General features: G+C 71.2%; 27 protein-coding genes. 12 read left to right on the plus strand and 15 right to left on the minus strand.

Annotation, left to right across the window (positions count from 1 at the left end; translation table 11 throughout):
- Window positions 1-8: 8 nt before the first annotated feature.
- The 5 genes from IE198_RS21885 to IE198_RS21905 form a co-directional block, all read right to left on the minus strand.
- Entirely contained in the window at window positions 9-446 is a 438-nt protein-coding gene (locus IE198_RS21885; protein WP_189889177.1) for a Fur family transcriptional regulator, read from the minus strand.
- Between the two features lie 78 nt (window positions 447-524).
- Window positions 525-1,097: a heme-binding beta-barrel domain-containing protein gene (locus IE198_RS21890; RefSeq protein WP_100107893.1), complete on the minus strand. Its 573-nt coding sequence runs from the start codon at window positions 1,095-1,097 to the stop codon at window positions 525-527.
- Between the two features lie 232 nt (window positions 1,098-1,329).
- Window positions 1,330-2,247, minus strand: coding sequence for a hypothetical protein (locus IE198_RS21895; protein ID WP_229834205.1), 918 nt, complete (start codon window positions 2,245-2,247; stop codon window positions 1,330-1,332).
- A complete protein-coding gene (locus IE198_RS21900) occupies window positions 2,244-3,017 on the minus strand; it encodes a hypothetical protein (protein WP_189889179.1) in 774 nt (257 codons plus the stop codon). The genes IE198_RS21895 and IE198_RS21900 overlap by 4 nt, the downstream gene beginning before the upstream one ends.
- A complete protein-coding gene (locus tag IE198_RS21905) occupies window positions 3,014-3,862 on the minus strand; it encodes a hypothetical protein (RefSeq protein ID WP_189889181.1) in 849 nt (282 codons plus the stop codon). Before IE198_RS21905 ends, IE198_RS21900 begins: the two co-directional genes overlap by 4 nt.
- Before the next feature lie 105 nt (window positions 3,863-3,967).
- Between IE198_RS21905 and IE198_RS21910 the strand changes: the two genes are divergently transcribed.
- A complete protein-coding gene (locus IE198_RS21910; protein ID WP_189889183.1) occupies window positions 3,968-4,330 on the plus strand; it encodes a DsrE family protein in 363 nt (120 codons plus the stop codon).
- On the opposite strand, the gene IE198_RS21915 is transcribed toward IE198_RS21910, so the two are convergent.
- From IE198_RS21915 to IE198_RS21945, 8 genes are all read right to left on the minus strand, one after another.
- Complete coding sequence (locus tag IE198_RS21915) at window positions 4,324-4,587, minus strand: DUF3099 domain-containing protein (protein ID WP_229834206.1); 264 nt, start codon at window positions 4,585-4,587, stop codon at window positions 4,324-4,326. The two genes, IE198_RS21910 and IE198_RS21915, sit on opposite strands and share 7 nt — an antisense overlap.
- 113 nt (window positions 4,588-4,700) lie before the next feature.
- On the minus strand, window positions 4,701-4,988 hold the full coding sequence (locus IE198_RS21920; protein ID WP_100107898.1) for a DUF1416 domain-containing protein: 288 nt from the start codon (window positions 4,986-4,988) through the stop codon (window positions 4,701-4,703).
- Between the two features lie 31 nt (window positions 4,989-5,019).
- The gene (locus IE198_RS21925) at window positions 5,020-5,859 is read right to left on the minus strand and encodes a sulfurtransferase (RefSeq protein WP_189889187.1); all 840 of its coding nucleotides are present in this window, start codon (window positions 5,857-5,859) and stop codon (window positions 5,020-5,022) included.
- Between the two features lie 151 nt (window positions 5,860-6,010).
- Window positions 6,011-6,094: a putative leader peptide gene (locus IE198_RS36655; RefSeq protein WP_351976584.1), complete on the minus strand. Its 84-nt coding sequence runs from the start codon at window positions 6,092-6,094 to the stop codon at window positions 6,011-6,013.
- A gap of 213 nt (window positions 6,095-6,307) precedes the next feature.
- Complete coding sequence (locus IE198_RS21930; RefSeq protein WP_189889189.1) at window positions 6,308-7,000, minus strand: LmeA family phospholipid-binding protein; 693 nt, start codon at window positions 6,998-7,000, stop codon at window positions 6,308-6,310.
- 127 nt (window positions 7,001-7,127) lie between these two features.
- Window positions 7,128-8,570: a hypothetical protein gene (locus IE198_RS21935; protein WP_189889191.1), complete on the minus strand. Its 1,443-nt coding sequence runs from the start codon at window positions 8,568-8,570 to the stop codon at window positions 7,128-7,130.
- Window positions 8,571-8,580: 10 nt separating this feature from the next.
- Entirely contained in the window at window positions 8,581-8,835 is a 255-nt protein-coding gene (locus IE198_RS21940) for a MoaD/ThiS family protein (RefSeq protein ID WP_189889193.1), read from the minus strand.
- A gap of 45 nt (window positions 8,836-8,880) precedes the next feature.
- A complete protein-coding gene (locus IE198_RS21945; protein ID WP_189889195.1) occupies window positions 8,881-9,711 on the minus strand; it encodes an alpha/beta hydrolase in 831 nt (276 codons plus the stop codon).
- Window positions 9,712-9,951: 240 nt separating this feature from the next.
- On the opposite strand from IE198_RS21945, the gene IE198_RS21950 reads away from it, so the two are divergent.
- The 7 genes from IE198_RS21950 (at window position 9,952) to IE198_RS35455 (ending at window position 17,264) form a co-directional block, all read left to right on the plus strand.
- Complete coding sequence (locus IE198_RS21950; RefSeq protein WP_189889197.1) at window positions 9,952-10,731, plus strand: response regulator transcription factor; 780 nt, start codon at window positions 9,952-9,954, stop codon at window positions 10,729-10,731.
- A gap of 23 nt (window positions 10,732-10,754) precedes the next feature.
- A complete protein-coding gene (locus IE198_RS21955; RefSeq protein WP_189889199.1) occupies window positions 10,755-11,783 on the plus strand; it encodes a LacI family DNA-binding transcriptional regulator in 1,029 nt (342 codons plus the stop codon).
- A 64-nt stretch (window positions 11,784-11,847) separates the two neighbouring features.
- Window positions 11,848-12,864, plus strand: coding sequence for a S1C family serine protease (locus IE198_RS36390; RefSeq protein ID WP_189889295.1), 1,017 nt, complete (start codon window positions 11,848-11,850; stop codon window positions 12,862-12,864).
- 20 nt (window positions 12,865-12,884) lie between these two features.
- Window positions 12,885-13,604 carry a response regulator transcription factor gene (locus IE198_RS21965; protein WP_189889201.1) on the plus strand — a complete coding sequence of 240 codons (720 nt, stop codon included), beginning with the start codon at window positions 12,885-12,887 and terminating at the stop codon, window positions 13,602-13,604.
- 4 nt (window positions 13,605-13,608) lie between these two features.
- Window positions 13,609-15,057 (plus strand): HAMP domain-containing sensor histidine kinase, encoded by a 1,449-nt coding sequence (locus IE198_RS21970; RefSeq protein ID WP_189889203.1) that lies wholly within the window; start codon window positions 13,609-13,611, stop codon window positions 15,055-15,057.
- Between the two features lie 122 nt (window positions 15,058-15,179).
- Complete coding sequence (locus tag IE198_RS21975) at window positions 15,180-16,802, plus strand: ABC-F family ATP-binding cassette domain-containing protein (RefSeq protein WP_189889205.1); 1,623 nt, start codon at window positions 15,180-15,182, stop codon at window positions 16,800-16,802.
- Between the two features lie 18 nt (window positions 16,803-16,820).
- Window positions 16,821-17,264: a hypothetical protein gene (locus tag IE198_RS35455; RefSeq protein ID WP_229834208.1), complete on the plus strand. Its 444-nt coding sequence runs from the start codon at window positions 16,821-16,823 to the stop codon at window positions 17,262-17,264.
- A 9-nt stretch (window positions 17,265-17,273) separates the two neighbouring features.
- Here the strand turns inward: IE198_RS35455 and IE198_RS21985 are convergent, their stop codons facing one another.
- Together IE198_RS21985 and IE198_RS21990 are read right to left on the minus strand one after the other, a co-directional pair.
- Window positions 17,274-18,143 carry a phosphatidylinositol-specific phospholipase C gene (locus IE198_RS21985; RefSeq protein WP_189889207.1) on the minus strand — a complete coding sequence of 290 codons (870 nt, stop codon included), beginning with the start codon at window positions 18,141-18,143 and terminating at the stop codon, window positions 17,274-17,276.
- A 176-nt stretch (window positions 18,144-18,319) separates the two neighbouring features.
- The gene (locus IE198_RS21990; protein WP_189889209.1) at window positions 18,320-20,134 is read right to left on the minus strand and encodes a bifunctional metallophosphatase/5'-nucleotidase; all 1,815 of its coding nucleotides are present in this window, start codon (window positions 20,132-20,134) and stop codon (window positions 18,320-18,322) included.
- A gap of 278 nt (window positions 20,135-20,412) precedes the next feature.
- Between IE198_RS21990 and mshD the strand changes: the two genes are divergently transcribed.
- The 4 genes from mshD (at window position 20,413) to IE198_RS22010 (ending at window position 23,686) form a co-directional block, all read left to right on the plus strand.
- Window positions 20,413-21,336: a mycothiol synthase gene (gene mshD, locus IE198_RS21995; RefSeq protein ID WP_189889211.1), complete on the plus strand. Its 924-nt coding sequence runs from the start codon at window positions 20,413-20,415 to the stop codon at window positions 21,334-21,336.
- A 96-nt stretch (window positions 21,337-21,432) separates the two neighbouring features.
- The gene (locus IE198_RS22000) at window positions 21,433-21,828 is read left to right on the plus strand and encodes a GntR family transcriptional regulator (protein WP_189889213.1); all 396 of its coding nucleotides are present in this window, start codon (window positions 21,433-21,435) and stop codon (window positions 21,826-21,828) included.
- Window positions 21,825-22,742, plus strand: coding sequence for an ABC transporter ATP-binding protein (locus IE198_RS22005; protein ID WP_189889215.1), 918 nt, complete (start codon window positions 21,825-21,827; stop codon window positions 22,740-22,742). Before IE198_RS22000 ends, IE198_RS22005 begins: the two co-directional genes overlap by 4 nt.
- A complete protein-coding gene (locus IE198_RS22010; RefSeq protein ID WP_189889217.1) occupies window positions 22,739-23,686 on the plus strand; it encodes an ABC-2 membrane transporter-related protein in 948 nt (315 codons plus the stop codon). Before IE198_RS22005 ends, IE198_RS22010 begins: the two co-directional genes overlap by 4 nt.
- Window positions 23,687-23,823: the final 137 nt, after the last annotated feature.

A 23,823-nucleotide genomic window follows, 5' to 3' on the forward strand; every position in this document is an offset into this window, starting at 1 on the left:
TCCCCAGCCTACGACTCGGCCCGCGCCGCCTTCGCGGTGCAGTCACGGCAGCGGCCGAAGATCGCGAAGTGCTTCATGTCCGTCTCGAAGCCGAACGTGTCTCGCAGCTTGGCGGTGAAGTCCGCGGCGATCTCGACGTCCGCCTCGATCACGTCCGTGCAGTCCCGGCACACCAGATGGAGATGGTGGTGCCGGTCGGCGAGATGGTAGGTGGGGGCACCGTGCCCGAGGTGGGCGTGCGAGACGAGGCCCAGTTCCTCGAGCAGCTCCAGCGTCCGGTAGACGGTGGAGATGTTCACCCCGGACGCGGTCTTGCGCACCTCACCGAGGATGTCGTCCGGGGTCGCGTGCTCAAGTGTGTCGACGGCCTCGAGGACAAGCTGGCGCTGCGGAGTCAGCCGGTAGCCGCGCTGCCGCAGATCGCTCTTCCAGTCGGTGCTCACCACATCCCCAGTGTAGGCAGCGGGCCCTGCCCCGTCCGGGTGCCTGCCTCAATACCGCGATGCGCCTACCTGAAGATGCGCCTACTTGAAGAAGGCGATGCCGTCGTCGGGAAGGTCGCCGAGGTCCTTGGCCCACGACTCGACCTGCTCCGGCGTGACGACCTTCTTCAGGTGCGCCGACATGTACGGACGCAGCGGCACCTCGGGGGTGGACTTCTCTCCCACCCACATCAGGTCGCTGTTGACGTAGCCGTAAAGCCGCTTGCCGCCGCTGTACGGGCCGGAGGCCGCGGTGCGCGCGACGGCGTCCGTCACCAGGTCGATCTGCGGCTTCTGGTCGGCGAGCTCGCCGTACCAGATCTCCACGATGCCCTGGTCACGGACCATGACGACCTCGACCTTGCGGTCCTTGTCGATGCGCCAGTAGCCGGTCTCGCTCTCCAGCGGCTTGACCTTGTTGCCCTCGGCGTCGAGGACCCAGGAGTGCGAGACGTACTCGACGAAGTCACGGCCGTCGTGACTGAAGGTCACGGACTGGCCGAAGTTGCACTTCTCGGCGCCGGGGAAGTCCGAAACACCCGCGCCCTCCCAGGTGCCCAGCAGGAACGCGAGGGGGACGAGGTCCGGGTTGAGGTCGGACGGGATCTCGATCATGAGCAGCTCTGTCGATCTCTAGAGGTGTCGAGTGGTGCGGGTGACTACCGCTGGCCCTGGTACAGCTTCTTCACGGTCAGACCGGCGAAGGCGAGGACGCCGACGCAGACCAGAACCAGCAGAGCTTCGAAGAAAACGATCACGGGGTGCTCCTCGGAATGAGCGTGAAGGCGAAACCGGGCCGGGCCCCAGCTTAGTGGGCCGGGGTCCGGCCTGTTCTGTGAGGTCCGCGTCAGCCGAGCAGCTGGTTCTGCAGGATCACCGTCTGGTGGAAGGGCACGAGCGGGACCGTGCCCTTGCGCGAGACGACGACGAGGGCGACGGTGTCGCCGGCTGTCACGTACGCGTGCCTGACGTGGACGGGCCCGCGGGGCGCGGCCTCGTCGTAGACGTAGCGCTCGGTGGAGGCCACCTTGGCGTCGTTGTCGTACTCCTGGTCGTACGAGGACATCTCCTCCACGTTCACCGGCCGGAGCATCGTGTCCGGCCCGCCGCCGAGCTGGGCTTCGAAGTAGTACCCGGCGAGTACGGAGGTGTGGAAGCGCAGCAGGAAGACCCGGACCGACGTGCCGTCCGGCATCGACCAGCCGCGCGCCACTATGTGGCGCAGGCCGCCCTCGGTGAGGTGCTCGCGCAGGCTCTCCCGGCCGTCCTGCGCGTACTCCTGCAGATACCGGTCGACGGGCACCCGGCTGTGCTCGCCGCGCAGGGCCGGGTCCGGCCTGCCGCCCGCGGGTACCGGAAGCAGCAGCTGCTCCAGGTCCGCGTAGTGGATCTCGCCGGGGTTCTCCTGGACGAAGGGAAGCGGGGCGCCGGGCGGCAGCGTCGGCTTGACGAGCTTCGGGTACTCCCAGCGTCCGTCGCTCAACGTGGACAGACCGGGCACGCCGGTGCGCTCCTGGGAGGCGATGCCGAACGCGGTGCCGGTGCCGGCGGCGGCGAAGACCAGCACGGCGGCCGTCCACCGCAGCACGGCCCTCAGCTTGTGCCGGTCCCGCGGCGCCGGTGGCACCGGCACAAGCCCCGGCGTCTTCGACTCGGGCGACAGCTGCGGCGCCGGCGGCGTCTGCGGCTCGAGCGGGGCCGGGACCGCCGTCCCGGGTCCGGTCGCGGGCTCAGGTGCCGTCGTAAGGGCGTTCTGGTCGGTCACACGGACTCCCCGGGCGAAGCGATGTGGTCGAGCTGCTCGCGGAACGTCTCCGCGACGGTTCGGGTGGGCAGCGACTTCGCGCCGTACGCGTAGGTGGTCACCAGGACCTCGCCCACCTGGCCGGTGCAGATCATGGCGTCCAGCTCCAGATCGTCGTTCCCGGGCAGCACATGGCACGCGGCCTTCGGATGCCCCTTGATCTTCGGGCCCTTACGGAACACGCCGAGCGCGTCGGTCATCTCCCTCTGGAAGTCGGCCATGTCCCGCACCGCCCTGGTGTTCTCCATCTGCGCCAGGCGGGTCTCCACGACGTGCGTTCCGTCGATGTCGCGGTAGCTGCGAGCGGCGAGGCCCTTGATGCGGAGCTTCTCGACGGCCTTGTCGTGCCGCTTGCGCTGCGCGCTCGGCAGGCCGCGCGATCCCTGCTTGAGCAGTGCGACGGCACGCGCGGCGCCGATCGAGCTGTCGTTGCCGTACTCGTCGACGTCAGGTCCCGCCACGTAGTGGACCGACAGGGGAAGGAGTTGGGCGGCCAGTCCGGAGGGCTCTGCCGACGGGAAATCCAGCTCCGGGTGCTCGGCGGGCTCCGCCCAGACGACGGTGGGCGCACTGCGGTCGGCGCGCTTGAGGGCCGACCAGCCCCAGGCGCCCGCCCCGCAGAGGAGGGCAAGGCCCACGGCTGTGGCGACGAGGGCCACCGGCACGCGGCGGCGGCGTGCGCCGGGGGTGGCCGGCCCCGTCTGCACGGTCGGTTCCGTCTGCTCGCTCACAGTCGCTCCAACTGACGCTTGGCGAGCGACTTCAGGTCCTTCTCGTCGACCGGTCCCGAGTTGTTCGCGTACTCGATGATCATCACGATGTCGCCGCGCCAGGCCACGGCCCGGCCCTGGTAGAGGGGCTCGTACCCCGCCTCGCGCAGGGGTTCGTCGAAGACGTAGGTGCGGCCGTTGGCGCTGCCGGGGATGGGCTCGCCCTCGTTGCCCGCCCAGTCGTCTTCGCTCAGATACGCCTGCTGGCCCTCACCGAAGGGTTCGGCGTTGACCTCCGTGGTCTCGCGGAACTGGACCAGACTGATGTCGACGTAGACCTTTCCGCCCTTCGACCAGCTGACGGTCGCGGCCCGGCGGAAGTCGCTCAAGGCCAGGTCCTCGAACATCTCGCCCTCCTCCTCGAACCAGGTCGCGAAGGAGTAGAGGTCCTCGAGCTCGGCCGCCTGCTCCTTCTTCGCGCCCTTGGGCCGGGGGAGCAGCAACTGACGGAGATCGCCGTCGGTCTTCACCCAGCGGTTCACGGACACCGACCTGGCGGTGGTGTCGCTCCCCGCCCGGACGGGCTCGGGGGTCCTGATCTGCGGCTGCGAGAGCACCGGCAGCGGCGTGGGTTCGCGGTGGTACTGCACGGTGTAACCGGTGGCCGTCCCCGCCACCACGCCGAGCACCGCGGCGGCGGCGATCAGCAGCGCGGTGCGGCCGCGACGGCGCACGGACGCCACCGGACCGACCGGCTCCGCGGCACCCGCCGCATCACCGGCGAGCGCCGGCTCCGCGACCGGAGCCGGCGCCGGTGGTGTGTCAGGTGCCGTGTCCTGCGGCACCTTGTCGTCCTGCGTGTCCAAGGGGGGTCCCTCCACGAGACCTCAGGCACGGACTCGGTGTCCGCGCACACAGCTGACCCGCGGTGGCCGATCGGGGTTGTAACGCCGCGCATTACAGTTCTGCATATGGCGAACAAGCTCGTGATCAAGGTGACCGCCGGTGCCGACGCACCTGAGCGCTGCTCCCAGGCCTTCACGGTCGCGGCCGTGGCCGCGGCCAGCGGCGTGGAGGTCTCGCTGTGGCTGACCGGGGAGTCCGCGTGGTTCGCGCTGCCCGGGCGGGCGGCCGAGTTCGAGCTGCCGCACGCCGCGCCGCTGCCCGAGCTCATCGAGTCGATCCAGGCGACCGGACGCATCACCCTGTGCACCCAGTGCGCGGCGCGTCGCGACATCACGGAGAAGGACGTCCTCGACGGCGTACGGATCGCGGGCGCACAGGTGTTCGTCAGCGAGATCATGCCGGAGGGCGTGCAGGCCCTCGTCTACTGACGAGGGCGGCGCTTGCCGTCGAGCTCGTCCCACCACTCGTCGGACCGCGGGTCACCGGAGGGGTCGTCCCACCAGCGGTCGTCGGGGCCCCGCCGGTTGGCGACCACCGCGGCGACCGGCGGGATGACCATGGCGACGAGGCACATGGCGACGGCCGCCGGCACCGACCACAGCCGTACGACGGCCCAGGCGGAGACGAAGAGGACGAGGCATCCGCCCATCATCAGGAAGTAGTTGCGGCGCCGTCGCGCGTACATGTCTTCAGCGTACGACCGGCGGGCCGGGCCGCGGACACGACCGAAGGACCGCACCTCGTTCCCGGTAAGCGTCCAACCCCCAGGAGGTGCGGCCCTTCGGCCGGTCAACGGATTCAGACGGCGATCGCGACCTCCGCGAGGCCACCCGTCTGCGCGACGACCGTGCGGTCAGCCGTGGCGCCGGGGACGAGGGCGCGCACGGTCCACGTGCCCTCGGCCGCGTAGAAGCGGAACTGTCCGGTGGCGGAGGTCGGGACCTCCGCGGTGAACTCGCCGGTCGAGTCCAGCAGACGGACGTAGCCCGTCACCGGCTCGCCGTCGCGGGTCACCTGACCCTGGATCGTGGTCTCACCGGGCTTGATCGTCGAGGCGTCGGGGCCGCCGGCCTGCGCTCCACACATACTGCTCTCCTACAAGAAAGGTCGGGGCGGGTTACTTGTTGGCGCCGAGCTCGATCGGCACGCCGACGAGGGAGCCGTACTCGGTCCACGAGCCGTCGTAGTTCTTGACGTTCTCCTGGCCGAGGAGCTCGTGCAGCACGAACCAGGTGAGTGCGGAGCGCTCGCCGATACGGCAGTAGGCGATGGTGTCCTTCGACAGGTCGACCTGCTCGTCCTCGTAGAGGGCCTTGAGCTCCTCGTCGGACTTGAAGGTGCCGTCGTCGTTGGCGTTCTTGGACCACGGGATGTTGCGGGCGCTGGGCACGTGGCCCGGACGCTGCGACTGCTCCTGCGGGAGGTGCGCCGGCGCGAGCAGCTTGCCGCTGAACTCGTCGGGCGAACGCACGTCGACCAGGTTCTGGTTGCCGATCGCGGCGACGACGTCGTCACGGAAGGCGCGGATGGAGGCGTCCTGCGGCTTGGCCTTGTACTCGGTGGCCGCGCGGACCGGCACCTCGGCGACCAGGTCGCGGGAGTCGAGCTCCCACTTCTTGCGGCCGCCGTCGAGCAGGCGGACGTCGCCGTGACCGTAGAGCTTGAAGTACCAGAAGGCGTAGGAGGCGAACCAGTTGTTGTTGCCGCCGTAGAGGACGACGGTGGAGTCGTTCGCGATCCCCTTGGCCGACAGGAGCTTCTCGAAGCCCTCCTGGTCGATGAAGTCACGGCGGACCGGGTCCTGGAGGTCCTTCGTCCAGTCGATCCGGATCGCGTTCTTGATGTGGTTCTTGTCGTACGCCGAGGTGTCCTCGTCGACCTCGACGATGACGACCTTCGGGTCGTCGATGTGGGCCTCGACCCAGTCGGCGTCTACCAGGACGTCGCTGCGGCTCATGGTGCTTCTCCTCCGGGGCAGTGTGCGGCGGTGATGGTGCGCGAGGGGTTGTGCGCAGGGGGTGTGCGGGTACGCGGAAGGGCGTTGATCAGCACGGGGGCGGCCCTGACAAGCGGTCGAAGGGCCAGGGGATACGGGGCAGTGCTCCCGCTCAGACGGAGCGACAGAGCATGGCGGCGACGCGGCACAGGTCAACTGCCCGCCGCTTCGTGAGATCCGCCTGTCGCTGCTTCATGGGACCGATCGTAGGGACGAGTCGGGCACCGTGTCACCGGTGTGTCGCATGTTGAGACGCGATCATCCACTATGCGATACCGAAGGGCCTGCCCAGGCCTGCGGACAAGCGCCCGGAGTGACGTGCGCCACGTCCCTCCTACCCAGCGGACGCAGCCGTCTCACCATTCGGCCGGGGATACGGGCCCTGGCGGGGGCCGGTGTGCCCTTGGGCTCAGCCCGCCAGTTCGACGTCCTTGCCGGTGACCGTGATCACGACACCGTCGGGCGTGGCCTCGACCTTCTCGAGTGTGAGCCCCGCGGGCAGCCCGCCCAGCTTCCGGTCGAAGTCCGTCTTCTTGCGGATCTCGCCCTCGAGGCCGGGAATCCCTTCACCGGGCACCCTGTCGGCGCGCACCCTGATCGTGTCCCCGTCGACGATGCTCACGGTCGACACGACACTGCGGGTGATCTTCCCGAACAGCGGCAGTGTGACCGAACCGGTCACCTTCACCTTGCCGTTCTGGCCGTAGGCGACGGTGACACCGTCGTCCGCGGCCCGGGTGAGGTCCTCGTAGGTGATCCTGGCGGTGCCCTCGGCCCTGGCGGCCTCGGCGTTCGCATACCCCTCGCCGACACGCACGTCGAACAGGTCGGCGGTCATCTCGTCGATCCGCACCGGCCGGCCCGCCGCGCGGGTCTCGATCCCGGTGAGCTTGATCTCGACCTCGTCGAACTGCTTGGACATCGCCTGCGTCAGGAAAGGAAAGCCCTTGATGGAGACGTCCGTCGAGTCGGCCGTCCCCTCCTGGACCTTGATCCGCTCCGCCGCCTCCGACTCGGCCATGTTGACCGCGACCCGGTCGGCCACGACGAAAAGGCCACCGAGAACGACGGCGATGACGAGCAGAATTCGCAGTGCACGCATGTGTTCGGTGTCCCCCACCCTGTCTGGTCACGGACGCCCGTGGCCTGAGACAGTCCGGACGACACCTGCGCAATGATCGACGCCCGGCGGGCGCCGATGGTTCCGAACCTGCCCGCGGAGCGGGCGGCTATGCGAGCGCGCGGCCGATCAGATACACCGCCGGAGCCGCCGCCGTCAGCGGAAGCGCCACGCCCGCCGTCATGTGGACGAAGCGGGAGGGGTAGTCGTAGCTCGCGACCCGCAGACCGATCAGCGCGCACCCGCCGGCCACGAGGCCCAGCACGGCGCCGTCGGTTCCCATCTCGGTGAGGCCGCCCGCCGCGACGCCCGCACCGGCGGCGGCGAGCAGGGACAGCACGACCGACGCGACACCGCCCAGGGGCAGCGCACGGGCGAGGGTCGCGACGGCGACGGAGACCGCGCCGACGACCACCGCGTCGTCCGCGGCGGCGAGATGACCGGTCGCGAGGACGGCGAAGGCAGCGGACGCGACGGTCGCCATCAGCCCGTACATGCGTTCGTCCGCCCCGGCGTTGCTGCGCAGTTGGAGGACGAGCGTGAGCAGCACCCACACACCGAGCGTGCCGATGATCGCGGCGGGTGCGTTCCCGTCGCCCGCGGCGAGCAGCACGGCGTCGGCCGCGAGACCGCCGAGGAAGGCGAGCGCGATGCCCTGGCGTGCGGGCCACATGCCGTTGAGCCGGAACCAGCCGGCCGCCGTGACGGCCTGGAGCAGCACCAGCGGCACGAGCAGCGCGTACGGTCCGAGGGCCGCGCCGCCGGCGAGCAGCAGCGCCAGAGCGGCGGTCAGCCCGGCGGGCTGCGTGCCCGGGGCGATGATCGGCGAGCGCCCCTCGGCACGGGCGCGCTGGGCGTCGGTGATCCGGGCGTTGCCGCCGAGCGTGGCCGGACTGTATCCGGCGGTGGCCACAGGCCCCGAGCCGGGCGCTTCGGCCGGCATCGGGCCGTGCGCCGCGAGCGCCGACCCGCCGGCGGTGCCCGACGGGACCGGTCCGCGCCCCGCGGGTGTGTGGCCCGGCGAACCCGCCGACGTGTCGCCGGCGCCGGTACCCGTCCCGTAACCGGGTTCCTGGCCCTGCGGCGGGTGGGACTGCCCGACGGCCGGGCCGTGGCCCGCGGCCGCCGCGCCGCCGTGACCCGCGGTGGAGCCCGGGGCGTGAACCTCCGGCGGCAGCGGCTGCGACAGGGCCGGGAGCGGCGGAAGATACGCCGTCTCCTCGGCCGCGTGACCGGAGGGCGTGTGCGGGGCCGAGAGGTGAGCCGCGTCGGGCGCGGCGGGCATGACCTGCCCGTACGCCGCGTCGGGCGCGGCGGCAGGGGTCTGCCCGTACATCGGGCCGGCCGCGGACGTCGCGGACCGGCCGGACACGTACGCAGGGTCGGCCGGATCCGCGGCAGGTCTCAGGACCGGCTGGTACCGGGTGTCCCAGGTCTCGCCCTGCCAGGTCTGCGTCTGGTCGGCGGCTTGCAGCGGCTGCTGCCCGTGCGGGTCCTCGTAGGGGGGCTGGTACGGCGGCTGCCCGTACGGATACTGCTGATCGCTGCTCATGCTGTGCGGTTCACCCTCCTGCGAACGGCGGGAGCACCTCGACCGTGCCGCCCTCGGCAAGCCGTACGGTCTCATGACTCCGGGTACCGACGGGGTCACCGTCGACAAGGAACGAACACCGCTGCAGTACGCGCGTCAGCTCCCCCGGGTGCCGCTCGCGCACCGCGTCGAGCGCCTCCGCGAGCGTCCCCGCCGCGTACGGCTCCTCCGCCACCCCGGCCGCCGCCTTGGCCGCGGCCCAGTAGCGGATGGTTCCCGCTGCCATAGCGGCACTCCTCTCGTCCATGTGCGCGCCGCTCACCATGATGGGCTATCCGGCGGTGAGCCAGTCCCCCAGGCGGCGCAGCAGTGCCTCGTCCGCCGCGTTCTCCGCGTGTCCCATGCCCGGCTCCAGCCACAGCTCGGCCGCCCCCTTCGCGGCAGCCGCGGCCAGCATGCGCGGGTGGTCCAGCGGGAAGTAGGGATCGCTGTCGCCGTGCACGATCAGCAGCGGCGTCGGCGCGATCAGCGGCACGGACTCGACGGGCGAGAGCGGAACCGGGTCCCAGTCCCGGTGGTGGATACGGGTACGGAACCCGTAGCGCCCGACGAGCCGGCCCGCGGGCCGGGTCACCACCCAGTGCAGCCGCCGCATCGGCGCCGTACCCCGGTAGTACCAGCGGGCGGGGGCGCTCACCGAGACGACCGCATCCGTGCGCGCCTCAGTGCGCCCCTCGTGCATCTGTGAGCCGTACAGTGCAGCGTGCCGCAGCACGACGGAGCCGCCCATGGAGAAGCCGACCGTCACCACACGCCCGTGTCCCAGGGAGCGCGCCCACCCGACGGCCGCGGCCAGGTCCAGCACCTCGCGGTCGCCCACGGTGGACCGCCCGCCGGAGCGGCCGTGTCCACGAAAAGAGAAGGTCACCACCGCCGCGTACCGTGCGAAGGTGCGTGCCGCGCGGCGCACCGCAGGCCGGTCGACGGAGCCGGTGAAACCGTGGGCGACCACGATGGCGGTGTCCGCCGGACCGGCCGTGCACGGCTCGAAAAGAGCCTCGATGCGAACACCGTCCGATGTCAGCAAAGTTGCGCGCCGAGGTCCTGAAGTGATCTTAGCGACGTCCACAGTGTGAAATCGGCCCTCTCCCAGGGAACTCATGTGGGCTATTCTGCTGAGAGAGGATCCGGGCAATGCAGCCCCCGGGTCCTTTTGTGTTTTCCGGCCGTTGTTACAAGCTGGTGAACAAAGCCTCACAATGGCTCTCGGGCGCGAGAGAGCCGCCGTACGAAGCAGTGCACGTCCTCGCAGGGACCGAGGAGGAACCGACGTCATGGACGAGCGACCCGACGAGCGAAACCGATCCGCCGCACGCAGGACAACCAGGGCAGGTGCAACACGATGAGCTCTTTGCTGCTCCTGACCAATGCCCTCCAGCCGTCGACGGAGGTGCTCCCCGCCCTCGGACTGCTTCTGCACAACGTACGGGTGGCCCCCGCCGAGGGCCCCGCCCTCGTCGACACCCCCGGTGCCGACGTGATCCTTGTCGACGGCCGGCGCGACCTGCCGCAGGTGCGGTCGCTGTGCCAGCTGCTGCGGTCCACCGGGCCCGGCTGCCCGCTGATCCTCGTCGTCACGGAGGGCGGCCTCGCGGCCGTCACCGCCGACTGGGGCATCGACGACGTGCTGCTCGACACGGCGGGCCCCGCCGAGGTCGAAGCACGGCTGCGGCTCGCGACGGGCCGCCAGCAGATCACCTCCGACGACTCCCCGATGGAGATCCGCAACGGCGACCTTTCGGTCGACGAGGCGACGTACAGCGCCAAACTGAAGGGCCGGGTCCTCGACCTGACCTTCAAGGAATTCGAGCTGCTCAAATACCTCGCGCAGCACCCCGGCCGGGTCTTCACCCGCGCGCAGCTGCTGCAGGAGGTCTGGGGCTACGACTACTTCGGCGGTACGCGCACGGTCGACGTCCATGTGCGACGGCTGCGCGCCAAGCTCGGCCCGGAGCACGAGTCGCTCATCGGAACCGTACGGAACGTGGGCTACCGCTTCGTCGCGCCGGAGAAGGTCGAACGTGCGGCCGAGGAGGCCAAGGCGAAGGCCGCCGAGGCCGTAGCCCGTACGGAGGACGAGGCCGAGATCGAGGAAGCAGCCGTACGCCCTGCCCAGAGGTAGGTCACCACGCGTAGACTTCGCGCGTGGCCAAGGTGACTCGGGACGATGTGGCACGGCTGGCGGGAACTTCGACCGCGGTCGTCAGCTACGTCATCAACAACGGACCCCGGCCGGTCGCCCCGGCCACGCGCGAGCGGGTACTCGCAGCGATCAAGGAGCTGGGGTACCGGCCCGATCGGGTTGCCCAGGCGATGGCGTCCCGGCGCACCGACCTCATAGGCATGATCGTGCCGGACGCCCGGCAGCCGTTCTTCGCGGAAATGGCACACGCGGTCGAGCAGGCGGCGGCCGAGCGGGGAAAAATGGTCCTCGTCGGCAATTCCGACTACCGCGACGAGCGTGAGGTCCACTATCTGCGGGCCTTCCTCGGAATGCGGGTCTCCGGCCTGATCCTGGTCAGCCAGGGCATGAGCGAGCGGGCCGCGGCGGAGATCGAGGCGTGGGACGCACGGGTCGTACTGCTGCACGAGCGCCCGGAGGCGATCGACGACGTGGCGGTCGTCACGGACGACATCGGCGGCGCGCAGCTCGCCACCCGCCATCTGCTGGAGCACGGCCACGAGTACGTCGCCTGCCTCGGCGGCGTCGAATCGACCCCGTCGGTCGGCGACCCGGTGGCCGACCACGTCGAGGGCTGGCGGCGGGCGATGCTCGAGTCGGGGCGGCCGGTGGAAGGCCGGCTCTTCCAGGCGCCGTACAACCGGTACGACGCGTACCAGGTCGCGTTGAAGCTGCTGGCCGGGCCTGATCGGCCGCCGGCGATCTTCTGCTCGACGGACGACCAGGCGTTCGGCGTACTGCGGGCGGCGCGGGAGCTGCGGATAGACGTGCCCGGTGAGCTGGCGGTGGCCGGCTTCGACGACGTCAAGGAGGCGGCGCTGACGGACCCGCCGCTGACGACGATCTCGTCCGACCGGCCGGCGATGGCCCGCGCGGCGGTCGACCTCGTGCTCGACGACGGCCTCCGCGTGGCGAGCTCCCGCCGTGAACGGGTCAAGCTGTTCCCGTCGGGCCTGGTGATCCGCCGGTCCTGCGGGTGCGGTACGGAGTAAGCACGGCCGCGCCGCCTGCGGCGCAGCCGCCGACGCGGTCTCCTTATGCGGGGCATACACGGTTCTGCCGGGCTTCTCACCATCGCCTCAGACTGTTCTCATCCGCGCACCCGACAGTCGTTCCCATGACGGACTACTTCCACCGCAGCGGCGCCCCCGACGACACCCACGCCCACCCTCCGCCCCCGCCGTACGCCCCGCCCCGGCGCCCCGCGCCGAGGCCAAGCGCCCCGCCGCGCTGATCGCCGCCGTCGCGATCGTCGCCGCGGCCGTCGGTGGCGGCGCCTCCGCGCTGGTCGGCGAGTTCGCCGCGGACACCGGCACCGGCGGCTCCGTCGCGACCGGCACCAACGTCTCCCAGAGCAGCAAGGGCACCGTCGCCGGCGTCGCCCAGGCCGTCTCCCCGAGCATCGTCGAAATCAGCGCGACCTCGGACGCCGGCCGGTCCACCGGCTCCGGCGTGATCATCACCTCGGACGGCGAGATCGTCACCAACAACCACGTCATCTCCGGCGCCTCGACCGTCAAGGTGCGGCTCAGCGACGGCAAGACGTACGAGGCGGACGTCCTCGGCACGGACCCCGACAAGGACCTGGCCCTGATCAAGCTCCAGGACGCGTCCGGACTGAAGGCGGCCACGCTCGGCGACTCCGGCAAGGTGAACGTCGGCGACGAGGTCGTCGCGATCGGCTCACCCGAGGGCCTGACCGGCACCGTGACCAGCGGCATCGTCTCCGCCCTCGACAGGGACGTGACCGTGGCCAAGGACGACGAGCAGCAACCGCGGCAGGACCCGCGCGAGGGATGGCCCTTCGAGTTCGGCGGACAGCAGTTCAACGGTGACACCGGTGAGTCGACGACCACCTACAAGGCGCTCCAGACAGACGCCTCCCTCAACCCGGGCAACTCCGGCGGTGCCCTGATCAACATGAACGGAGAGGTCATCGGCATCAACTCCGCCATGTACTCCCCGAGCTCCGCCACCGGCTCCACCGCCGGCAGCGTCGGCCTCGGCTTCGCGATCCCGATCAACACGGTCAAGACCGATCTGGACGGTCTGCGCTCCGGCAGCGGCAACTGAGCGCGTGCGAGTCTTGGCCCATGACTGATGGTGAGCGTGAGCGCATCCTGATCGTCGACGACGAGCCCGCTGTGCGCGAGGCGCTGCGGCGTTCCCTCGCGTTCGAGGGGTACGGCACGGAGATCGCCGTCGACGGTGTCGACGCCCTCGCGCGGGCGGAGTCGTACGCGCCCGAGCTGATCGTCCTGGACATCCAGATGCCCCGCATGGACGGCCTGACCGCGGCCCGCAGACTGCGCGCCGCGGGATCGACCGTGCCGATCCTGATGCTCACGGCCCGCGACACGGTCGGCGACCGGGTCACCGGTCTCGACGCCGGCGCGGACGACTACCTGGTCAAGCCGTTCGAGCTGGACGAGCTGTTCGCCCGTGTCCGCGCGCTGCTGCGGCGCAGCTCGTACGCGACGGCGGCCGGCGCGGGGACGGCCCAGGAGGATGTGCTGGCCTTCGCCGATCTGCGGATGGACCTCGCGACCCGGGAGGTCACCCGTGGCACGCGCCGGGTCGAACTGACCCGTACCGAGTTCACGCTGCTGGAGCTGTTCCTGGCGCACCCGCGGCAGGTGCTCACCCGCGAGCAGATCCTCAAGTCGGTCTGGGGATTCGACTTCGAGCCGAGCTCCAACTCCCTCGACGTGTACGTCATGTACCTGCGGCGCAAGACCGAGGCGGCCGGCGAGCCGCGTCTGGTCCACACCGTGCGCGGCGTGGGGTACGCGCTGCGCACCGGCCCGGAGTGACAGAGTGACCAACAGGTTCCGCGCGCTGCCCCTGCGGTCCCGGCTGGCGCTTCTGGTGGCGACGGCCGTCGCGGTCGCGGTGGCGGTGGTCTCGACGGCGTGCTGGTTCGTCGTGCGCGGCAAGCTGTACGAGGAGCTGGACGGGAAGCTCCACTCGGTGAGTGCGAACACACCGCTGGGGACCGTCCCGATCACCGCCGCACTGCGGGCCTGTCCTCCTGCCCCGCCCGAGGGTGGCGAGGGCGACGGGCCCAAGCCGGACTACTACTACGTCCAGTTGGCACGGGCGAGCGACAACAACCCCTGTGTCTTCGCCGATTCGGCCGGGACGGTGAAGGTCACGAGCAGCGACCGGTCGGTCGCGGCCGCTTCCGATCCGACGGTGGAGACCTACCGCAACGGTACGGACACCGCCGGGAAGGAGCTCCGGGTCCTGACCGTCGCCGCCCAGGCCCGGGGGCCGGGTGGCGGCATCGTGGAGGACACCGCCGTCATGTTCGCCGTGCCGCTCGCCGAGACACAGGGCACGCTGGACGATCTGGCTCTGCTGCTGCTCCTGGTCTCCGGCATCGGCGTCGTCGGCGCCGGTGCGGCCGGCGCCTGGGTGGCCCGCGCCGGCCTGAGCCCCGTCGACCGGCTGACCGGCGCCGTCGAGCATGTCGCCCGCACCGAGGATCTGAGTGTGCGCATCCCCGTCGAGGGGGAGGACGAGATCGCCCGCCTGTCCCGGTCGTTCAACGCGATGACCGCCGCGCTCGCGTCGTCGCGCGACCTGCAGCAGCAGCTGATCGCGGACGCGGGCCATGAACTGCGCACCCCCCTCACATCGTTGCGCACGAACATAGAACTGCTCGCCCGCAGCGAGGAGACCGGCCGGCCGATCCCCGCGGACGACCGCCGGGCGCTACTGGCCTCGGTGAAGGCGCAGATGACCGAGCTGGCGGCGCTCATCGGCGATCTGCAGGAGCTGTCGCGGCCGGACGTGGGCGCGAGCGGCCGGGTGCAGGTGGTGGCGTTGCACGAGATCGCGCAGACCGCTCTCGACCGGGCGCGGCTGCGCGGGCCGGAGCTGACCTTCACCGCCGAACTGGAGCCCTGGTACGTGCGGGCCGATCAGGTCGCGCTGGAGCGGGCTCTGGTGAACATCCTGGACAACGCGGTGAAGTTCTCGCCGCCTGGTGGGGAGGTCGAAGTACATCTGCGGGCCGGTGAGCTGTCGGTACGTGACCACGGGCCCGGCATCCCGCCCAAAGAGCTTCCGCACGTCTTCGAGCGCTTCTGGCGTTCACCGTCCGCACGGGCGCTGCCCGGTTCCGGGCTCGGGCTCTCGATCGTGGCCCGTACGGTCCGGGAGGCCGGTGGCGAGGCCGCACTGACACCGGCGGACGGCGGCGGTACGCGGGCCGTACTTCGTCTGCCGGGCGCGGCGAGTCCGCCTCCGCCCACCCCCTGACAGATACGCGCCGACAGACGCGAGACGAAACGTCTTGCTTCAGCGCCGTCGCAGACCCAGGCTCATAGCGAGACGAGTCGTCTCGTCTCGAATCCGTCCGTCGCCCACCGAAGGAACCGCCCTTGTCCCCAGCCACCGCCACCACCTCCCAGTTCGTCGTCGCCGACGTCACCAAGCGCTACGACGACCTTGTCGTCCTCGACCGCGTCTCCTTCACCCTGCGCCCCGGCGAGAAGGCGGGTCTCGTGGGCGACAACGGCTCCGGCAAGTCGACGCTGCTGCGGCTGCTCGCCGGCACGGAGCAGCCCGACAACGGCACGGTCGCCGTCACCGCCCCCGGTGGCGTGGGCCACCTCGCCCAGACCCTGGACCTGCCCGGCACCTGTCTGGTCGCCGACGCGATCGACCTGGCACTCGCCGGCCTCCGGTCCCTCCAGCGGGAGATCCGCCTCGCGGAGGCCGGTCTGGCGACCGCCGGCCCGGCGGGCTACGAGCGGTACGCGCGGCTGGTCGCCGCCTTCGAGGCGCGCGGCGGGCACGACGCCGACCGCCGCGTGGCGGTCGCCCTGCACCGGCTCGGCGAACGGCAGGCGCCGGACCTGAACCGCCCGCTCGGCGGGCTCTCCGGCGGGCAGCGGTCCCGGCTCGCGCTCGCCGCGACCCTCGCGTCCTCCCCCGAACTCCTGCTGCTCGACGAGCCGACCAACGACCTGGACGACGAGGCCGTCGCCTGGCTCGAGGAGCAACTGCGCGCCCACCGCGGCACGGTCGTCGCGGTCACCCACGACCGCACGTTCCTGGACCGGGTCACCGCCACCGTGCTCGAGGTGGACGCGGACCGGCGGACGGTGCACCGCTACGGCGACGGCTACGCCGGATACCTCACGGCCAAGGCCGCCGCCCGCGCGCGTTGGGCCCGGGAGCACGAGGAGTGGCGCGACGAAGTGGCCCGCCGGTCGAAGCTGGCCGACGCCGGCATCGGGGCGCTCTCCGCGATTCCGCGCAAGGGGCCGCGCGGTTTCAGCGGCGCCGGTGCGTTCCGGGCCCGGTCTCGGACGCACGGCGCGATGAGCCGTGTCCGTGACGCCCGGGAGCGGCTGCAGCACCTCACGGCGAATCCGGTGCCACCGCCCCCGCAGCCGCTGCGGTTCACGGCCCGGATCGAGGGCGAGGCGGCGCGCGGTGTCGACCTGGCCGGCGTGCACGTGCCGGGGCGGCTCTCCCTGGACGCGCTGCACGTCGAAGCCGGCGGACGGCTGCTGGTCACCGGCCCGAACGGCGCCGGCAAGTCCACGCTCCTCCAGGTCCTGGCCGGCGAACTGGTCCCCGCGACCGGAACGGTCGGGGGCCCGGAACGGGTCGGTCTGCTGCGCCAGACGACCGGGCCCGCGCCGGACGACCGCACGGCCTTGGAGGCGTACGGCGAGGAGCGGGCCGAATCCCTGCTGGGGACGGGGCTGTTCCGGGCCGCCGACCTGACCAAGCCGGTCCGGACGCTCTCGGTCGGCCGGCGGCGCAGGCTCGAACTGGCCCGGTTGCTCGCCGGACCCGTCGATCTGCTGCTGCTCGACGAACCCACCAACCACCTCTCCCCCGTCCTGGTGGAGGAGATGGAGGCGGCGCTCGCGCAGTACGCGGGAACGCTGGTGCTGGTCACCCACGACCGGCGGATGCGAGCGGGCTTCGACGGGCCGGAGCTGGTCCTCGCCCCTGCCGATGACCCACCGGTGGAGGCGTCCACGTGACCCGCTACGGTCGTGTGCATGCAGCCTCAGCAGCCGTACCGGGCCCCCGTACCGCCGCCCCCGCCCGCCCCGCACACCGCGGCCGCTCGCGGCAGGGGACCGCTGGTGACCGCCCTGCTGGTCGGGCTGCTGGTGGGCGGCGGAGGCGTGGGCGCGGCGTGGGCGCTGACCGGCGGCACCGCGGACGCGGGCGCCGCCGGTGACGCCCGTGGCGCGTGCGACGCCCTCGCCGGTCTGGACGAGTCGAAGCTCGCGGCGAAGGGCAAGGAGGGCGAGCAGATGATCTACCGGTTCGCGGGCGCCTTCGACCTGGCCACGGCCGCCGCCGCGGGCGACTCCTCGTACAAGCCGCTCGCGGAGGCCGTCACCCGGGCGCACCACCGCCGGCTTCAGGTCTTCGAGGTCAACGCCGAGGTGAAGAAGGATCTTGCCGAGGCCCGCCGGATCTGCGCGGACCTCTGATCCGTCCCGTCAGCCGTTGTGCCGGACGAGCGAGTCGACGAGCCCTGCCCGGGTGTTCGGGAAGTCCATCGGCACGATGCCGAGCCCGCGCCAGCCGCTCGCCGTGCCGTCGACGAAGCGGTGCACGCGCGGGTTGAGGTTGTCCGAGTTCCAGCGCGGCGGCAGATACGCGGACGTGCTCGCATAGTTGACGAACAGCTTGCCCGGCTGCTGCACCGCCTTGCGGAAGTGCGCCTCGATCTTCGGGTACTTGTCCCAGGGCGGAGCGTTCCAGTCGTCCTGGACGTCGAACAGCGCACCGTCCGCGTAACGCAGGCCAGGCAGGCCGCCGTTGTCGCCGAGCAGCACCACCCGGCCCCGCGCCTCGCCCAGCGCCGGGACGCCGTCGCCGATCCGGAACAGCGGGCGCCAGCCGCGGTTGTCCAGGTAGTCGTCGAAGATCGCGCGGAAGGTGGCGTCGCTGTCCTGCGAGTACTCCTGCTTCACCCGCATCAGCACGGTCTCCGAGGGGTGCGCGGCGAGGAAGTCGCGGCAGGCGATGAGGACGTCACCGAACATCATGTTCTGGTAGGACGGGCCGTGGTGGATGGCGAACGACCCGCCGGTGACCCGGCACCGTATGTCGAGGAAGCGGATGCCGCTTTGGAGCTGTTCCGCGATGGTGGTGTTCTGGCACTCGCTCCAGAGACCGCCGAAGCGGGCGCCCGAGTCGTGTGTGCCGGGAATCGTCAGTTGCTGAAGGGGTGTCGGGTCGGCGGCGCCGGCCATCCAGTCCTGCAGGGACAGGGTGCGGCTCGGTGCGGCGGCGGCGTGGGGGGCGCCGATCAGGGCGGTGGCGGACAAGGCCGCGGCGCCCACGAGGAATCTCCGTCGGTCCATGGCGCGGAGTATGACGCGGTCACGACAAAACTCGCCAGAGGTCGGACGCCGAACAGCCCACGAAGGTCCCGACCGGCCGGAAACCGCCGCCGGAACAGCCCCGGGAGCCTGGGACGGCCCCGGGAAGGCCTGTGGGGCGGCAGGCCCCCCGGCCCACCGCCCCACAGGCTCCCCTCCTACTGAACGACCGTGATCCGGTCGGTCTTCGGCGGCGTGATCGGCGCACCGGCCGAGGAGTTCGCCGCCAGGTAGGCGTTGAAGACGTCCAGGTCGGACGCGCCCACCAGCTTGTTGGTGTGCTCCTTGAGGACCGTGAAGCCGTCACCGCCGCCCGCGAGGAACTCGTTCATCGCGACCCGGTAGCTCTTCGACGGGTCGATCGCCTCGCCGTTCAGCTTCACCGAGTCCACGACGATCCGGTCGGCGCCGCTCTTCGTCAAGTCCAGGGTGTAGGTGAAGCCCCTGGACACCTGCAGGATCTTCGGGGACGCCTCGTTCGGGCCGCTGACCTGCTGCTGGAGCGCGGTGATCAACTGAGCCCCGGTCAGGTCGACCACGTTCATCATGTTGGTGAACGGCTGGACCGTGAAGGCCTCGCCGTAGGTCACCACACCGTCGCCCTCGCTGCCCGACGCCTTGAAGACCAGGTCCGAGCGGATACCGCCCGGGTTCATCAGCGCCAGCTGCGCACCGCCCTTGTCGGCGGGTGCGAGACCGGCGAGCTGCGCGTCCGCGATCAGGTCGCCGAGCGGCTTCTCCGGGGTGGTCGCACCACGGCCGTTGATGTCGGCGGAGATGAAGCCCTGGGGACGGTTCGCGATCGGCGCGGCCAGCTTGTTCCAGCGCGTGATCAGGTCCGTCATGTCCTGCGCCTTGGCCTGGTCGCGGCTGACGACACGGTTCGCCGACTTCACGGACGTCCGCACGATGTCCTGGGTGCGGCGGTCGTAGGTCAGCGTCGTGTCCGTGTAGAGCTTGCCGTACGAGGACGCCGACGTGACCATGCGCGGCTTGCCGGACGGGTCCGGGATCGTGCACACGTACGCCTGGTGGGTGTGGCCGGTGACCAGCGCGTCGACCCGGGGCGTGATGTTCTTGGCGATGTCCGCGATCGGACCGGAGATGCCGTCGCCCGCGCCCGGCGAGTCACAGTCGTAGTTGTACGCCGTCGACGCCGGCGAACCGCCCTCGTGGATGAGCGCGACGATCGACTTCACGCCCTTGCGGTCGAGCTCCCGGGCGTACTTGTTGATCGTCTCGACCTCGTCGTGGAACTTCAGGCCCTTGATGCCGTTCGCGCTGACGATGTCCGGCGTGCCCTCGAGCGTCACACCGATGAAGCCGATCTTGACGCCGTTCTTCTTCCAGACGGTGTACGGCTTCAGGATCGGCCTGCCGGTCGACTCCTTGGTGACGTTGGCCGCGAGGTAGGGGAAGTCCGCTCCCTCGAACTCCTTGCCCTCCTCGTAGCAGCCGTCGGTCGGGTGGCAACCGCCGTTCTGCAGCCGGGCCAGTTCGACCGCGCCCTCGTCGAACTCGTGGTTGCCCACGCCCGTCACATCGAGGTCGAGCTTGTTCAGCGCCTCGATCGTCGGCTCGTCGTGGAAGAGCCCGGACAGCAGCGGGCTCGCACCCACCAGGTCACCGGCCGCGGCGGTGACGGAGTACGGATTGCCCTTGCGCGCCTCGCGCAGCGAGGTCGCCAGGTACTCCACGCCGCCGGCCGGGATCGACTTGACCGTGCCGTCGTGCTGGATCTCGGAGACATTGCCGGCGGAACCGGCCGGCGGCTCGAGGTTGCCGTGCAGGTCGTTGAAGGAGAGCAGCTGCACATCGACGGTCCGGCCGTGGCCGTGCCCGTGGCGGTCGTCGGAGGCCGCGCCGGCCGGCATGGCGGCGAAGAGCGCGCCGACGGTCGCCAGCCCGGCAGCGGCCGCGAGAACACGACGGCTCCGTCTGGCCGCGCGGTGGTTGGGAGGTGTCGCTGACATCTGTCCCCTTGTCAGTTCCAGCGTGATGTGAGGGTGCTGGGTCGTCCGGCCCTGATCCGCCGGACAGCCCAGGGTCGGCAGCCTAGAGTCAACGCGCGTAGCGCGACAGGGGGATACGGGTTACGACCTGGTTGCCGTCTTCCGTCAACGGGCGATTTGCCCCCATCACCCGCACGACGGACATACCAGCGCATACGCCTGCCCCGTACCGCCGAGACGTGCTCGGCGGCGCGCCCGAGGACCCGTGAGCGGCGCCGGGGCCGCCGTACCCTCGAAGCATGACGATCGACGCAGTGATTCCGGAGCCCGGCCGGCAGATCCAGTCCCTCGACGAACTCACCGCCGAGCAGGCACAGGCCGTGCTGGACGTACTCGCAGAGGCTGCCCGGTCCGACGGGATGCAGGCCGTCTCCGAGCAGGGGCGGTTGCAGCTGCGCGGCGGGCGCCGGGAGGGTGTACGGCACTTCCTGCTCACCGTCGGCGACCAGCTCATCGGATACGCCCAACTCGAGGACACCGACCCGGTCGAGGCCCCGGCCGCCGAGCTCGTCGTGCACCCGGGCCACCGCGGGCGGGGGCACGGGCGGGCGCTGGGGACGACCCTCCTGGACGCGTCGGGCAAGCGGCTGCGGATGTGGGCGCACGGCGGCAAGTCGGCCGCCCGGCACATGGCCCAGGTCCTCGGACTGACGCTCTTCCGCGAACTGCGCCAGCTGCGCCGCCCCTTGGGTCCGCGGAGCATCGCCGAGCCGGTCTACCCGCCCGGCGTCACCGTGCGGACCTTCGTCCCCGGCCAGGACGACGCCGCCTGGCTCGCGGTGAACGCGTCCGCCTTCGCCCACCACCCCGAGCAGGGCTCCCTGACCCAGCGGGACCTCGACGACCGCAAGGCCGAGCCGTGGTTCGACCCGAAGGGTTTCTTCCTGGCCGAGCGGGGCGGGGAGGTCATCGGCTTCCACTGGACGAAGGTCCACGCCGAGGAACAGCTCGGCGAGGTGTACGTCCTCGGCATCCGTCCCGACGCCCAGGGCGGCGGCCTCGGCAGGGCCCTCACCGCGACCGGCCTGCGCCACCTCGCCGCACAGGGGTTGCCGACCGCGATGCTCTACGTGGACGCCGACAACCCCGCGGCGCTGCGGGTGTACGAGCAGCTGGGGTTCGTGACGCACGAGGTGGACCTGATGTACCGCACGGAGTCCTGACAGCAGGCGGACTGCGCAGGGGCGGTGTCGGTTGACACCGCCCCTCTTTTGCATCACCATTCCACTACTCAACTAGTGAAAGGGTGGTGGCGCGGTATGGTCGAGTTCCGGATCGACCGGCGCAGCGGGGTCGCCACGTACCTCCAGATCGTGCAGCAGACCAAACAAGCCCTGCGGCTGGGCCTGCTGGAGCCCGGCGACCGGCTGCCGACGGCCCGCGAGGTCGTCGAGGCCACCGCGATCAACCCGAACACCGTGCTCAAGGCGTACCGCGAGCTGGAGCGCGAAGGCCTCGTCGAGGCCCGCCGCGGGCTCGGCACGTTCGTGACCCGCACCCTCGGCGGTCCGGCCGCCGACACACCTCTGCGGGCCGAGCTCGCCGACTGGCTGGACCGGGCCCGCAAGGCGGGCCTGGAGCAGGACGACATCACCGCGCTCTTCACCTCCGTACTGGAGGAGCGTGCGGACAACCACAAGGGGGAGGGCGCATGACGGCGACCGCGATCGAGGCGAACGGCCTCGGCCTGGGCTACGGAAGGCGGGGCCACCGGGCCCTGGACGGCTGCTCGTTCCGCGTGCCCGCCGGGCGCGTCTGCGCCCTCGCCGGGCCCAACGGCGCCGGCAAGTCGTCGCTGTTGGCGCTCGCGGCCGGGCTGCTCCGGCCCACCGGCGGCACGCTGCGCGTCCTCGACGGCATACCATCCGACGCGCGTGGGAGCACCTCCCGTGCCGAAGGGCTACGGGGGAGGATCGCGTACGTCGCCCAGGACAAGCCGCTGTACCCGCAGTTGACGATCGGCGAGACTCTGCGGCTGGGGCACGAGCTCAACCGCGGCCGGTGGGACGCTGCCCTCGCAGAACGGATCGTCGAGGAGGGCGGCGGCCTCGATCCCGCCGCACGGATCCGAAGCCTCTCCGGCGGCCAGCGCACCCGCGTCGCCCTCGCCCTCGCGCTCGCCAAACGCCCCGAACTCATGCTGCTCGACGAGCCGATGGCCGACCTCGACCCGCTGGCCCGGCACCGGCTGACGGCCGCCCTGATGACGGAAGCCGCCGACCACGGCACGACCATCGTGATCTCCTCGCACATCCTGTCCGAGCTGGAGGCCACCTGCGACTACGTGCTCCTCCTCGACGGCGGCCGCGTACGCCTCGCCGGCGAGACGGAGGACCTGATCTCCGCCCACACCCTGCTCACCGGGCCGGTCGCCGACCTGCCCGACCACACCGTCGTCGAGTCGCGCACGACGGGCCGCCAGCTGACCGCGCTGGTACGGGGGTCCAGCGCGGTCGGCGGTGGCTGGCAGACCGCACAGCCGTCCCTGGAGGAACTGCTCATGGCGCATCTGCGCAGCCCCGACGCCCCGCCCATGCTCACTCCGAGTGCGGAGGTGGCAACCGCATGAGCACGCTCACCACGTCCCGCCTGCGCCTGCGCCCGCGGGGCGTCACCTGGCTCGTCGCCCACCAGCACCGCCGCATCCTGACCACCGCGGCCGTGCTGCTGGTCGCCACGGCGGTCGTCACGTCAGGGCTGCGGATCGCGTACGAGGCGACTCCGTACGACGACACGGCCACCGGCCTGTTCACGAACTCCGCCTACCGGGGCGGAATCGCCGCCGTCGCGGACTTCTTCGCGCACGCCGCCCTGCTGCTGCCGCTGCTCGTCGCGGCCGTCGTGGCGGGGCCGATGGTGGCCCGGGAGCTGGAGAGCGGCACGTACAAGCTGGTCTGGACGCAGTCGGTGGACCCGGCCCGCTGGTTCGCCGCGAAAGTCGCACTCCCGGCGGTGGCCGTCGGCGTCGTCACCATCGGCCTGATCGGCCTCTTCCGGGTCCTGTGGGGCCCGGCAGCCGGCGACTACCGGCTGAGCTGGCACGAGCGGCAGGTGTTCCTCGTCCTCGGGCCGACACTGCTGGCGTACGGTCTCCTCGCGGTCACCGTGGGCGCCCTCACGGGACTGCTGGTACGCCGCACCGTGGTCGCGATGTCCGCCGCCGGCCTGGCGACGGGGACCGCCATGGCCGCCATGTTCGCGCTGTCGGAGTATCTGTGGGCGCCCGCTTCCGCGACGAGCGGCGACCCGGACTCGGTGCAGATCGTGCCTGGGGAGTTCGTCGTGGACACCGGTCTGCTGACCGCGTCCGGCGAGCGGCTCCCCGACAGCGTGTGCTTCGTGCAGCAGTACGCGGCGTGCTACACCGAGCACGGCGTCGTCGGCAGATGGTGGGACTACCATCCCGACTCGCACCTGTGGCCCCTCCAGCTCGTCGAGAGCGGTATCGTCCTCGCTCTCGCCGCCGCGGTGGCGTACGCGGCCTTCCGGATCTTCCGCAGCCGCCACGCCTGACCCGCCCGCGAGGGCCCGGCCCCCGGGGACGCCCCCCGGGGGCCGCGCCACGCTTCCCCTCACGTCATGTCCTTGTTACCGGGCATTCAGACGTTCTTGCGACCCTCGCTCAATGCAGCCCGCTGTGCCAGCGTCTC

This window comes from Streptomyces xantholiticus, from assembly GCF_014651015.1.
Classification (GTDB): Bacteria; Actinomycetota; Actinomycetes; order Streptomycetales; family Streptomycetaceae; genus Streptomyces; species Streptomyces xantholiticus.